A 13,994-nucleotide genomic window follows, 5' to 3' on the forward strand; every position below is an offset into this window, starting at 1 on the left:
CACTTCAATTATCTTACTTTTTTTGTAATTGTTCCACCACCCATGAGATATTCTCCATCATAAAATACAACAGCTTGTCCTGGTGTTATGGCTCTTTGTGGATTTTCAAAAACAACACGTACTTTATTTCCTTCTTCTCCATATAGCTTTGCATCTTCTGGTTTTGCATTATATCTAATTTGTGCTTGTACTTTTAATCCGTCTTCAATTTTATTCAAATAAAGGAAATTTACATCTTCTGCTAATAATGCATTCCCAAAAACTTCTTCATTTTCCCCTAATACGACTTGATTTTTTTGAGGAATAATATCTACCACAAACATAGGCTTCCCAAGGGCAATTCCTAGTCCTTTTCTTTGTCCAATAGTATAATATACAATTCCTTTGTGTTTTCCTAATATTTTCCCATTTTTATCAACAAAATCTCCTGGTACAATTTTCCCAGGCTTTTTATCTGCGATAAATCTTCCATAGTCATCATCTTTCACAAAACAGATTTCTTGACTATCTGGTCTAGAAGCATTTATAAAACCAAGCTCTGATGCTATCTTTCTAACCTCATCCTTTGAATCAAATTCACCTAAAGGCATAAGCGTATGTTTTAGTTGTTCCTGCGTAAAGTTAAATAATGCATAAGTTTGATCTTTTGCAATTGCATTAGATTTTTTCATCATATATTTATCATTTTTTTCATCATATTCGATTTTAGCATAATGTCCTGTTGCCACATAATAGGCACCTAAATTATGAGCACGTCTTAATAATTCATCAAACTTCATAAATTTATTACAGGCAATACAAGGATTTGGCGTTCTTCCGCTAATATATTCTTCTACAAAATAATTGATTACCTTTTCTTCAAAGATTTCCTTAAAGTTCATCACATAAAATGGTATTTCTAATTCATTTGCAACACGTCTTGCATCATCTACTGCCGATAAACCACAACATCCATCTTCTCTTTCTTCCTCCTCCATGTCTGGCCAAACCTTCATTGTTACACCAATGACTTCATATCCTTGTTTTTTTAGAACATATGCAGCTACTGAACTATCTACACCACCACTCATACCAACTACTACTTTTTTCTTATCTAAAGACATGATTTTTGTCACCTTCTTTTTAATATTTTTTGTTTTTCCTTATTTTTTATTCAAATATAAAGCCCAGGAAATCCTGGGCTTATATTTCTTCTTCCTCATGATGATCATGAGGATCTGCATCTGGATCAAAATCCTCTAATCCTTTTATTTGAATGTTATTTTTCTCTGCATAATCAAGAAGTGCTGCTTTTACTGCTTGTTCTGCCAAAATAGAACAATGCACCTTTGGCGCTGGAAGTCCTCCTAAAGCTTCAACTACAGCTTTATTTGTTAGTTCCAAAGCTTCTTGAATACTTTTCCCTTTTATCATTTCTGTTGCTATACTTGATGAAGCAATAGCAGAACCACATCCAAAAGTTTTGAATTTTACATCTTCAATGATATCATTTTCAACTTTTAAATATATTTTCATGATATCTCCACATTTTGCATTACCAACTTGTCCTACACCACTAGCATCTTCAATTTCACCAACATTTCTTGGATTAGTAAAATGATCCATTACTTTTTCTGAGTACATTATCTTTGTCCCCCTTTAACATTTTCATACAATGGTGACATTTGTCTTAATCTATCTACAATCTTAGGCAATTGCTCTAATACATAATCTATATCCTCTTCTGTTGTAAAATCACCAACAGTAAGTCTTAAAGACCCATGAGCAATCTCATGAGGCAATCCAATCGCCATTAGAACATGGGATGGATCAAGTGATCCTGAAGTACATGCTGATCCACTTGAACCAGCTATTCCAACCATGTCTAGACTAAGTAGCAAAGATTCTCCTTCAATAAACTCAAACACCATATTTACATTTCCTACAAGTCTCTTTTCTGGATGACCATTCAATCTTACATAGTCAATCCTTTCCATTATACCTTGTATTAGTTTTTCTCTCAAGATTTTTAAATGATTCATATGTGTATCTATATTTTCCATTGCCATTTCACAGGCTTTTCCGAAACCTACAATTCCTGATACATTTTCAGTTCCTGCTCTTCTTCTTCTCTCTTGAGCACCACCATGAACAAATGAATGGATTTTCAAACCCTTTCTCATATAAAGAGCACCGATTCCTTTTGGTCCATAAATTTTATGACTTGACACAGACATTAAATCGATATTTAATTCATTTACATCAATGGCTACATTTCCTAATGCTTGTACTGCATCTGTATGGAATAGTATCCCTTTTTCTTTGGCTATTTGACCAATCTCTTTTATTGGTTGAATAGTACCTATTTCATTATTTGCAAACATAATTGAAATCAATATAGTTTCATCTGTAATGGCCTTTTTTAAATCTTCTAAATCAATTAATCCATACTCATCTACATCTAAGTAAGTCACAGAAAAACCATTTTTTTCTAAATATTCACAGACATGTAAAACTGCATGATGTTCTATTTTTGTTGTAATAATATGATTTCCTTTATCTTTATTGGCATACGCAATTCCCTTTATTGCCCAGTTATCTGCTTCAGATCCACCTGCCGTAAAATAAACTTCATCTGGTTTTGCACCAATTAATTTTGCTACTTGATCTCTTGCAACATCTACTGCTTTTTTTGCTTCTCTTCCAAATGAATAGATGCTAGAAGGATTTCCAAATTTCTCTGTGAAGTAAGGTTGCATTTCTTCTAGTACTTCTTTTTTCATTGGTGTTGTTGCAGAATAATCAAGATAAACTCGTCTATTCATTTCATCATCTCCCTAAAAATTATATATAATACATATAGGAATCACCATTGGTCATCTTTTTATGATCCTCAAGCATATCTTGTAGTGTTATATTATCTACTACATCATTTATACTATCACGTATCTTTTCCCATATGGTTCTTGTGACACAATATTCTGCTTTATAGCATTCTTTTGAATCATCATCCATTACACAATCTGCTGGTGCTAAAGGTCCTTCAAGAGTTCTTATAATATCACCAACTGTAATATTTTCAGGTCTTCTTGCAAGCATATATCCACCTTGAGCTCCTCGAATGCTTTTTACTAAACCTGCTTTTCTAAGACTTGAAAATAGTTGCTCCAAATAATGAACAGAAAGATTTTGCTTTTCAGCAATACTGTTTAAAGCAATAGGGCCTTCACCAAAATTAAGGGCTAATTCAAACATAGCTTTTACACCGTATCTTCCCTTGGTTGATAGCTTCATTCTATCACTCCCTTCGCAATCCCAAGTAAAGTACTCAGAATTCAATTTAAAGTATAGTATACCCAAGTAAATTTGTCAAGATTCAATAGAATAATTTTTTATAAGCTTCACATGCTCTTAGTAACTTTTAATAATTCTATTACATATAATAAACTAGCTCAAAGAAAGGAGGATCATTTAAATGTCTAACTGTTGTTGTTTAACTGGCGAATATTCTTTAGCATGTAGTGGAGGCACTAATAGTGCTATGCGTATTTTTCTTTCAGAACCTCCCCATGCTCAAGATTTATTGGTTACTATAGAAAATAGTGGGAATTGTCCTGTAATCATTAGTGTCAACCAAAATCCAATTACTACAGTCCCCCCCCCTCAATGTGAATCTGAACCCTATTATTCTTCTAATAAAAATTCTAAAACATTTTCTCTTAAAAATGTATATAGTCTAGACATCTCCTGTGGGGATTGCTTTGAAATTGAATCTTGCTGTAAAGGTTCCTATACAATTTGTTTCTTTTAAATCATTAATAAGTTAATGTTTAGAATAGTATACAACAGAAAATATGTTAAATTATTAGCCTATAATTTATTATGTTAAAAAGCTCCTAATCGGCAAAATTAGGAGCTTTTTAACATATGTGATAATCTTATATATCAATTATTTTAGTCTATAATAATGCATATTAGGAACAACATTTCTTTTACTAAATCCAGATGAAAAATTTGGATAACCTTCTTTTATCTTTTTAATTGCTTCTGATAATAAAATCATATAGGGTAAATAAATTAACTTTACTACTTTTTTATCGTTTATATGATAATAATGACATAAATTAAATTCTTTTGGACTTAGTATACAAAATCCTGAAAAATGATAAAATATTAAAGGGTTATTATTTACATAAACTTCTCTATTTCTATGAGATACATTGTATCTTTCAATATTCCATAGAGCTGCATTGGCACCGATGGTATTTACCACATGTACATTTTGGAATAAAGTAGGCCAAACCTCCACATATCTTTGATCTCCAAAAGTTTTATTGATTACATCCATCTCTACACTGCATTTTTCAATACATTTATTTTTCCACCAGCCTATAGCACTTAAAGCAATATCATCCTTTTTGCAACCCACAAAACCTGTATTATATCTTCCTGTAAGATTATAGTAATGCATAAATCTATTTGAATTATGATGTTCTGTTATATAAAGGGATGCATTTGGCGCTTCTTGAAAGATTAACTCGGGATTTGAAAAAAAACAAAGATCTGCATCTAAATGAGCATAATACTGAGCAGTTGGAAAATTGCACATAATATAGTATAACACTACTGGTTTTAGTGTCCAACAATATTCATGATAAATTCTATTTGATTTTGCTCTTAATAATTCTTCATCTTCCACCTCATGTAATTGAATGAGTGTAACATTATGATAATTCATATCTTTTAATATTTTATATGTTTTTTCATCAACACATAGTGCAAAAAGACGAAAATCATTACAGTGATAGGTTAATGTATTATACATAACTATAAATTTGAACACATGACTTTGTGAAACAACTGTAGAAAAATGAAACTTATTCATATAGGGTCTCCTTCCACTACATTATATCCCTACATTCATCATATCGATACCATACACATGCTTTATTAACATATAAAAAGTATCAACAAAATGAGATAATCCTAATTCATATAGTTCATTTCCTTGTTTCTTTATCTTGCAAAAATCTATATGAAGTTTAATTCTTTCATTTTTATTATTTTTAAAACTTTTTTTACTTTTTTGTAGATATTTTTCATAATGTCTTTTGTATAAGATCTTTAAAAATTCTATCAATTGATCTATTAACCCTTTATATTGTTCCATCTCTTTTATTTGATTAATATCATTCATAATCTCATTAATCAAATTTGGATCAATAGAGGTATACATATTTGAACATACAAGCAACATCTCAACAAAATAGGGATTACTATACTTTTCACAAATATAATACAAATTGTGCCATATATCATCTTTTGTAAAATTAACTGGATGTTCTTGGTGAATACTGAGTATATCATGTCTTATGATAAATTTACAACCTAACTTATAAAGTCGAATCCCTAAATCAAAATCTTCAAAGCCATACCGTATGATTTTCTGATCAAATAACCCTACTCTTATAACATTTTGTTTATATACAGAACAATTATTGGTTATAAAAAATTTCCATGGAAAATTATAGCCTTTCAACTCCTCTCCATATTTTTCAACATCTAACTTCATTGAAATCATAAGAGGCATATTTAAATCAAAACTAAAATCAATAAAACTTTCATCTATAATTTGCTCTTCCGTAATCAATGGAGATTTATTTTTATGATAAGGAATTATATTTAAGTTGTATCTATGTTTTTGATTATCTAAAGTTTTTATCTGATCACGGCTAAATTTTTTATAATAATAACTATAAATCCTTCTCATACAATTTCCACAAATTACAGTATTTTTGTCTTTATGGGCTTCAATATGATTTTTTATAAAATCTTTTGTTGCAATCATATCACTATCATGAAAAATTAATAACTCTCCTACTGATTTTAATATTCCTTTATTTCTTGCGTAAGCTATTCCTTTATTATTCTTTAATCTTATGATTGACAAAGGATAATTTGCATTAAATTCTGATAACATATTGGATGTATTATCTATCGATCCATTGTCAATAACAATTACTTCAAATTCATTCCTAGGATAATTTTGATGGTTCAATGAAATTAAATTATAATATAATCTTTCACAAGAATTATATGAGGGAATAATTACACTGACTTTCATAGTATTTTCACATCCTTATGATTTTCACAAATCAACTTAAAATTGCTATTTTAAAAATTTTGTGTACCACTCAATCGTCTTTTTTAGTCCTTCTTGCATACTATAAATTGGTTTCCATCCTAAAAGATTTCTTGCTTTATTGGCAGAAAGATACTGATGCTTAATTTCATACTTGGCTTCATTTAAAATAATAGGTTTTAAATCACTGTCCATCATTTTCAATATTTTTTCTACCAATTCAGATACTGTTAGATATAGTTCATTACTAAAGTTAAACGCTTCTCCACTTAAATTAAGTGCTTCCATTTTTTCAGCTAATAATAGATATGCATTTACTGCATCTTCAACATAAAAATAATCTCGGATATTAGTTCCATCACTTCTAATAACTGGTGCCTCCTTATTTAAAATAGTCTGTATCGTTTGAGGAATAATTCTATTAAAATTAAGATCTCCTCCTCCATACAAATTTCCACAGCGTGTAATACATACGGGCAATTTATAGGTATGATAAAAGGTTTGTGCAATTAAATCTGCACAACTTTTTGATACATCATAAGGATGCTTCCCTCGAAGAGGCATATTCTCATGGTATGGCAAATTTTTTTGATCTCCATAAGCCTTATCGCTAGATGCAATAACAATTGCTTTTACTAACGGACTCCTTCTGCATGCTTCTAGTATATTCCATGTGCCTAATATATTTGATTCAAAAGTAGATATTGGATTCCTATTAGCAATTCCTACAATAGCCTGTGCTGCTAAATGAAAAACTGTATGAATTTCATATTCTCCTAATACTCGTTCTAATACATTTATATCTTCTAAAGATCCTTTTACAAAGTTCATTTCTTTATGGCAATTCATTTTATACAGGTTAGAATTTGGAACACCATCCCTCACTAAAGCTGTAACATTTGCACCTAAACTAATTAATTCCTTTGCTATATAACTTCCTAAAAATCCTGTAGCTCCTGTTATAAAGACATTTCTATTCTTCCAATATTTATTGTTCAATATCTTCACCACACCTTCCAGTAAGCTTTACTATTTTCCCACATTTCGTTTACTTTCAAAAGATCTTTATATGTGTCCATTGCTACCCAAAACCCTTTATGTTGATAAACTGCCAGTTGACTATCATTTGCTAAATTCATCAATGGTTCTCGCTCAAAAATACAATCCTTCTCATTTCCGATATATGAAAAAATTTCTTTATTTAATACAAAGAAACCTCCATTGATAATATCATTGGTATTTGGTTTTTCTTCAAAGGAGCTGGCAATATCATTATCTACGATTAACGTCCCATACTGGTTTATTTTTTTTATCCCCGTTACAGTTGCTATTCTCCCTTTCTTTTTGTGAAAATCAAGCAAACTATTTATGTCTATATCTGCCAATCCATCTCCATAAGTTAACATAAATGTTCCATCACCAATGTACTTTTGAGCTTGTTTGATTCTGCCCCCTGTCATGGTATCAATCCCTGTATCAATAAAAGTAATTCTCCATTTTTCCGGAGTTTCCAATAACTTTATATTTTTTTGTTCACTCTCTAATAGAAAATTGTTATTTTTCCAATGGTAATTTATAAAATATTCTTTAATCTGCTCTCCTTTATATCCTAGTAATAAAACAAAGTCATTCAACCCATAATACATATATGCTTTCATAATATGCCACAATATCGGTTTTCCGCCAATCATAGCTAAAGGCTTAGGCACATCATCTGTAATTTCTTTCATTCGTGATCCTTTTCCACCACATAAAATTACGACTTTCATATTCCCCCTCCTATTTCATGAAAAAGTACTTACAAATAGCACTTTATTAAAATAGCTAGTTCACATTTTTCAATTTCTATTTTAAATATTTATTAATACATTTTATCTCTTCATTTCACATTATGTTAATACAATAGATTTCGTTACAAGAAAACCATAAAAAGGTGACAAGTATTATATATTTACAATACTTATCACCTTTTTATACATATATAAAAATATTATTGTTTTATCATGGAAAAATAGATTTTTTTAACTTGTTTAGCTATTTTCATCCAAGTATAGTTTTTCATAATAAAATCCCTAAATAAATTATTTTTATCTGTTTCAAAAGCTTCTATCGTTTCTTTATATATTGATTCAGTATTATATGGATTACAATATCTTATATAGTCTCCAAAAACTTCTTTTGTAGAACCTATTTCTGTAGTCACTACATTACATCCCCCAATACCCGCTTCAAGATTGGCAATTCCTGGGTATTCTATCCAGCTAGGTAGCACATGCACCTTAGCATCTTTATATATTGAATTTAATTCAGATCTTTTAATATTCTCCAATAAAAAAAGTTTTTCTTTTCCTACTTTTAAACATTCTTTAAGATAAGTCTTATCGTTCACAGTTCCTACTAATACTAAAGGTATTTTCTCTTTCGAAAGGGCTTTTATTAATCCCCACTGATTTTTCTGATAATTAATCCTTCCCACGCACAAAATATACTCATCTATTCCATATTTCTTCTTTAGAAAATCTTTCGTCCCCATCAAAAAACTTTCATCTACCCCATAGGAAACTATTTCATATTTTGAAGAAGTATTGTAATTCTTAATAATTAATTCTGCTTCTCCCATACAATGCGGTAAATAGACATCACAATGATCAAACAAAAACTTTCTCTTTTTTTCATTACGATTCCAAGATATTATTTTTTCTAATTGTAGCGCATCTTTGAAGTATTTTCTCAAATCCCAATATATGGGTGTTAATGCTATTTTTTTATGATGCTTCTTTGCATGCTTCATAAATTGATAGCTTTCTTGCACCCTTATTGTATTAAAAATATGAACAAGATCATATTTACTTAAATTAATTCTATCATCATGATACACATCTACCTTTACACCTAGATTTGTTAAATTTTTTCTAAGATTCTGTACAATTATACTGTCTCCTGCCACATTACTTAGATAATCTTTTCTTATTTGGAACAATACATTCATTTCATCACCTTATTTTCTAGGTATTTGTATACTAATATCTGAATCCTGAAATTGAGGAGGGAAAAAATCATCTGGAAATGGTCGATTATCAAACTCCTTACGCACTGACTTTTCTGATTCCTCATAATTTTCGGCTTCAGGAGGTTCAAAGGGCTCCGGGTGAACTGGTATTGACAGCTGAATTCTACCAACTACTCTAATAACTGATAATACCCCTATTGGAAGTTTAATTTTATTTTCAATCATTTCTGGAGGTGTTAATACTTCTGACCGAGTTTCTATAACAATCCTAAAATTAAATTCATCTCTTGCTTCTGGCATATATAAAACAACATCTTTTACGATATCTGGTGTAAATCCATTTACACTTACACACTCTCCAGAAACTGTATTTCTCAATCTTATTGTAAATGGAACTTTTAAAACAAATTTCACTCTAGAAAAATTGGGTCTCTTTGGTCCTATTGATGTAACATTCAATGTCCCTTCAGCTATGTATCCCTCTTTAAAGACTATGCCAATAAATTGAAATGTTTCTCCTTTATTAGGTAAACTCTTTTTAAACTTTGGAAAACAATCTTTTTGTTGACAATAAGAATACACTTGATCTACTAAAATACATGCTTCTTCTGTTATTTCCCTTGAAATTTTCGAAGATTTTGTATTTACAAATTTATTTATATTTCTCTCATATGTTGTATATGGAGCTGGTTCAGAAATTTTCCGCTGTACTGATTTATTATAATTTGAGATACTTTTCGTCATTATTCATCTCCTTCCTTTTGAAAAATATGTCATTCATAATAGAGTCCTTTTTGTACTATCATATGATTCAACTTTGCTTTTCATTAATAAATATTTCATACTACAATACATAGTTTTTTAACTTTATATCATTTTTTTATTTTTTTATAAATACATTTATATAGGACAAATCTATTGATCCTAAGACTGGAGGTGTCACTATATGGAATTCATTTGCAATCAACAATATATACACTATAGTAAATCTGGATTTATATATTATTTTTATGTTATAAATAAAAAAATATATATGAAAACTTTTCATGATAATAAAATCTATGAAACAATTAAAATTGCTGAAAATATTGTGGACTATTCCGTAACTATAGACGATTTTGGAAATTTCCATCTCATTAGTATTTGCTCATCAGGAGAATTAAAATATAGTATTTATAAGGATAATAAATGGGATTTTCGACTACTTACACAATATGACTCAAAATATTATCAATTTAAAAACTTAAAAATATTTATTGTTCATGAACATATTCATATTTTAATAGCTGTTTCAAATATTCTGGATTCTAAATTATGGATTCTAAAGCATTACTATTGGAATACACAATCATGGATTAATAAAAAAGTATGTACCATCATTACAGAAAAATATGACATCCCGTTTCATGTAGATATTGATTCTAATCACAATATCCATATAGTATTTAAGTCATTGTCTAATAAAAAATATCAAATATATTATTGTAGATATCAAGCTACATATAACTCATGGAGCATACCTACGAGAATCAGTGACCCTGCATATAATCATTTTCACCCTTTCGTTTTTTGTGACAACATAAAAGGTACACATATCGTTTGGTCACGCTATTACCACAAGAATATGGAGATATTTTACTTATGTCTTTCTAAACTAAACACTTCTAAAAGCTATTTAGAGCAAGTTCAAAAACTATCAAATGAAAAAACAAACTGTACCCACCCTTATATTTTACAAGTTGGTAATTATATTAAAGTTTTATGGAAACAAAATAATGAGTACTTTTTCAAGACTTCAAATATATTTGATAATATTTGGAATCCATCTACTAAAGTTCAATTTGATCCTAAGTATAAATTATACACATTCTCAGTAATAGGGAATCATTACAAATCTTTAGTAGATGTAAAAATTAGAAATACTTATGGAATGCATATAAATAACAATTTTTTCATCATTGGCATAGATCATTCAGATACTATTGATAAACAAACTACAAATCCACTATGTACCTGCAATCCCTTATATAGTAATGACAAAGAAAATATAGATACAGTTCACCTTTATAATCAAATAAACCTTTTGATAGATATGGTACAAGATATTCAAAAAAAATACGAAAATATAGACCAAGTATTAAATAACTTAAATGATCATCAAAAACTAGTAGAGATGAAAGTAGATAAATTAATAAAATATGATGAAATCCTTGCAACTGCTGATCATAATCTATTTGAAAAAATAACTCATTTTTTCAAATCATAAAATACAGAAAAATAGAATGATAGTTCTAATATAGAACATATCATCCTATTTTTCAGTAAATTAGCAATCCATTCCAGGTCCAGTAATAAAATCATCTAATTGTGGTGGGAAAAACTCTGGCGGTAATTCTTGATTGAAGATTTCGCAAGGTTCTCCCAATGTTTCACAAGGTGCAGGTGGTGGACAGAATCCAAATGCTGGAATAACCAATTGTACTATTAACTCACATTTTATAATGTTAAAAATTCCTACAGTAAATACTGCATAGCAAATATCATCATATGGGTCACATGGAGTCTCACAATCTTCTCTTATGATTTGAGCATCTAATACTCTAGCTACGACCTCTAATTTAATAATTTCATCATCTTCATCTGTTGGTGGTTTCACTGTTCCTGATTGATCTACCTTTTGCTCATGAATAAACGATCTAGATTCTGGACAATACAAAGGACCTACCGTTTCACTTCTTCTTAATAATAATTCATTATCTTTAGATATTGTTCCATCATCAAATACTACATCATATAATATTTTTAATTGATATGTGTAAGAAATAAATTTTCTGTTAGGATCACTAGTAAGTGCCTTTTTACTGATAACTCTGAATGACCCTGGAACAATGCCTACTACTCTTGGATTCACAATTCCATCTGCACTACAATCAATTCTAACTCGAAGATCTGAATCAAAGAAAATTCTATCTTCTGGCTTTGCTTTTTCAGGTTCTCCTACTAAACATAATTTTAACAAACATGAATCATAAACTTTTGGAACTTGAACGCAAACTAATTCACATGCATTTCCGAATTGATCTCTCAACTCTTCTGGAATTACACCTGGAGTATACATGCTGGTTCCACAAGATGTTGACTTATACATATATTTTCCCCCTTTTCATTCATAGAATGAGTGCTATCATAATTTTAAGTAGTTATAAAAGATATCTGTTCTACTTGTATATTATGTAGCTCTCTTTATTTTGGTGATTAAATATTAAATATTTTTCTAATAAAAATTATTAACATATTGTGTTTTTATAACTAATATATTTAACTAAGGTAGGTGATGTGAATGACTATTTCTAAAAATACAAATATTTTCTTGTATACATTAAAAGAGATTATACATTTTTTCCCCTCAGATTCTGGCATCAGTTATCTATCTCAATCTACAAATGAGGAAATATGTATCTATGAAAAAAATATACTAAAATTTGATGTGGATATAGATTCTAACGGAAATATAGGTGTAGTTATTTTAGATTGTGAAGGAAAGTTTTTTTACTATTATTATGATGGTAAGACATGGACTAGTCATTTATTGTATGAGGTAGACTTTAATATAGAAGAATTTAAACATATCAGCATTAAATTTTCACGCAATTCACCCTATATTCTATTTTGCTGGCGAGATTTATCCTCACCTAATTTATGGTCTATTATTTCCTATTACCATGAAAATGATTATTGGAAAAAAGAAGTGCTCAATAGAATTTATATAAAACAACCTATTAAACCTTATATACTTATTAAAGATATAGACTATAACCTCTATTATATCTCCTTAAAGAATAATAATTTAATCTATGATCTAATATTAAGAAACTTACCTTCTCAATCTTATAAATGGTCGAATCTAACATTTTTAAGTAATTGTATATTTTTAAAACATTTTTATCTCGATGCACTTATTGATTCTGAAGGAATTATTCATGTAAGTTGGATAGATAAATATAAAAAAGAATATTGTATAAAATATATTTCTATTGATATAAAAAATCATAAAGCATCTCATTTAGAACAATTATTAAAAATGGATGTTCCCTTATTACATCAACAACTACTTTGCCAAAATAAACATATCTTTTGCTATGGAATAACAAAACAACATATTTATTTTACAAAAAAGCATACGCATTCAGCATGGAATGATCCTCATATGATAAATTTATCTCTTAATTCTATCCATCTCATAAAGATTATTAAAACCATTGATAACCCATTTATAAAGTATACTGCTAATTATATTTTATCTGAAAGTTCATCTACTATAGATCCAATATCTATTACTGAAATACATAGTAACAAAGCAAGTTTTATTCAATCTAATCATTCAAAAAAAGATACTATTCATGATTCATCCTTAGACACCTATAAAAAACTTGAAATAGAGCTGTATCAGAAAAGCCAAGAATTAGAAATGAAAAATAATCTTCTGAAAGCATTACAAGGAAATATTTCTTTCTTGAAAAGAGAACTAGACCGCTTAAATACACAAAATAGAAATTATATCAACACCCTCTATAGCAATAATGATAAATTTAAAAAATATAAATCTAATACAAATAACCTTGAAAAAAACTATGAAAAAATATTATCTGAATTTGACCTATCTGAACAAAAAAATAATGAACTAATGAATGAAATAACTATTTATCAAAATCAGCTAAAAAAAATGAAAGATCACTTAGATACATTAGATAAAGAAAATACATCACTAAAAAATGAAATTGCAGAACTTAAAAATGCAAATTTACTAAAACGACTATTTCATTAATACTAATTGATCATATAAATATTGCAGAATAAATTTCA

The 13,994-nt window shown here is 28.9% G+C and carries 14 protein-coding genes; 3 read left to right on the forward strand and 11 right to left on the reverse strand.

Annotation, left to right across the window (positions count from 1 at the left end; translation table 11 throughout):
• Nucleotides 1-8: 8 nt before the first annotated feature.
• The 4 genes from mnmA to K7H06_RS08890 all read right to left on the reverse strand — a co-directional run bounded on the left by mnmA (nt 9) and on the right by K7H06_RS08890 (nt 3,273).
• The gene (mnmA, locus tag K7H06_RS08875; protein WP_223039515.1) at nt 9-1,103 is read right to left on the reverse strand and encodes a tRNA 2-thiouridine(34) synthase MnmA; all 1,095 of its coding nucleotides are present in this window, start codon (nt 1,101-1,103) and stop codon (nt 9-11) included.
• Nucleotides 1,104-1,182: 79 nt separating this feature from the next.
• A complete protein-coding gene (nifU, locus tag K7H06_RS08880) occupies nt 1,183-1,623 on the reverse strand; it encodes a Fe-S cluster assembly scaffold protein NifU (RefSeq protein ID WP_223039516.1) in 441 nt (146 codons plus the stop codon).
• Nucleotides 1,623-2,804 (reverse strand): cysteine desulfurase NifS, encoded by a 1,182-nt coding sequence (nifS, locus tag K7H06_RS08885; RefSeq protein WP_223039517.1) that lies wholly within the window; start codon nt 2,802-2,804, stop codon nt 1,623-1,625. Before nifS ends, nifU begins: the two co-directional genes overlap by 1 nt.
• A gap of 19 nt (nt 2,805-2,823) precedes the next feature.
• Nucleotides 2,824-3,273, reverse strand: a complete 450-nt coding sequence (locus K7H06_RS08890; protein ID WP_223039518.1) for an RrF2 family transcriptional regulator — start codon at nt 3,271-3,273, stop codon at nt 2,824-2,826.
• A 181-nt stretch (nt 3,274-3,454) separates the two neighbouring features.
• Between K7H06_RS08890 and K7H06_RS08895 the strand changes: the two genes are divergently transcribed.
• Nucleotides 3,455-3,790, forward strand: coding sequence for a hypothetical protein (locus tag K7H06_RS08895; protein WP_223039519.1), 336 nt, complete (start codon nt 3,455-3,457; stop codon nt 3,788-3,790).
• 138 nt (nt 3,791-3,928) lie between these two features.
• Here the strand turns inward: K7H06_RS08895 and K7H06_RS08900 are convergent, their stop codons facing one another.
• The 6 genes from K7H06_RS08900 to K7H06_RS08925 form a co-directional block, all read right to left on the reverse strand.
• The gene (locus tag K7H06_RS08900) at nt 3,929-4,864 is read right to left on the reverse strand and encodes a hypothetical protein (protein WP_223039520.1); all 936 of its coding nucleotides are present in this window, start codon (nt 4,862-4,864) and stop codon (nt 3,929-3,931) included.
• 21 nt (nt 4,865-4,885) lie between these two features.
• The gene (locus tag K7H06_RS08905; protein ID WP_223039521.1) at nt 4,886-6,103 is read right to left on the reverse strand and encodes a glycosyltransferase family 2 protein; all 1,218 of its coding nucleotides are present in this window, start codon (nt 6,101-6,103) and stop codon (nt 4,886-4,888) included.
• Between the two features lie 45 nt (nt 6,104-6,148).
• Nucleotides 6,149-7,129 (reverse strand): GDP-mannose 4,6-dehydratase, encoded by a 981-nt coding sequence (locus K7H06_RS08910; protein WP_425514943.1) that lies wholly within the window; start codon nt 7,127-7,129, stop codon nt 6,149-6,151.
• Complete coding sequence (rfbF, locus tag K7H06_RS08915; protein ID WP_223039522.1) at nt 7,126-7,890, reverse strand: glucose-1-phosphate cytidylyltransferase; 765 nt, start codon at nt 7,888-7,890, stop codon at nt 7,126-7,128. Before rfbF ends, K7H06_RS08910 begins: the two co-directional genes overlap by 4 nt.
• Before the next feature lie 221 nt (nt 7,891-8,111).
• Nucleotides 8,112-9,110 carry a glycosyltransferase gene (locus K7H06_RS08920; protein WP_223039523.1) on the reverse strand — a complete coding sequence of 333 codons (999 nt, stop codon included), beginning with the start codon at nt 9,108-9,110 and terminating at the stop codon, nt 8,112-8,114.
• A gap of 9 nt (nt 9,111-9,119) precedes the next feature.
• Nucleotides 9,120-9,875 carry a hypothetical protein gene (locus K7H06_RS08925; RefSeq protein ID WP_223039524.1) on the reverse strand — a complete coding sequence of 252 codons (756 nt, stop codon included), beginning with the start codon at nt 9,873-9,875 and terminating at the stop codon, nt 9,120-9,122.
• 202 nt (nt 9,876-10,077) lie between these two features.
• On the opposite strand from K7H06_RS08925, the gene K7H06_RS08930 reads away from it, so the two are divergent.
• Nucleotides 10,078-11,397: a hypothetical protein gene (locus K7H06_RS08930; protein WP_223039525.1), complete on the forward strand. Its 1,320-nt coding sequence runs from the start codon at nt 10,078-10,080 to the stop codon at nt 11,395-11,397.
• 60 nt (nt 11,398-11,457) lie between these two features.
• On the opposite strand, the gene K7H06_RS08935 is transcribed toward K7H06_RS08930, so the two are convergent.
• Nucleotides 11,458-12,279: a hypothetical protein gene (locus K7H06_RS08935; RefSeq protein ID WP_223039526.1), complete on the reverse strand. Its 822-nt coding sequence runs from the start codon at nt 12,277-12,279 to the stop codon at nt 11,458-11,460.
• Nucleotides 12,280-12,471: 192 nt separating this feature from the next.
• Here K7H06_RS08935 and K7H06_RS08940 point away from each other — a divergent pair, with 192 nt between their 5' ends.
• Nucleotides 12,472-13,956 (forward strand): hypothetical protein, encoded by a 1,485-nt coding sequence (locus tag K7H06_RS08940; RefSeq protein ID WP_223039527.1) that lies wholly within the window; start codon nt 12,472-12,474, stop codon nt 13,954-13,956.
• The last annotated feature ends 38 nt before the right edge of the window (nt 13,957-13,994 follow it).

Source organism: Crassaminicella profunda (assembly GCF_019884785.1).
In the GTDB taxonomy this organism is placed as follows: domain Bacteria; phylum Bacillota; class Clostridia; order Peptostreptococcales; family Thermotaleaceae; genus Crassaminicella; species Crassaminicella profunda.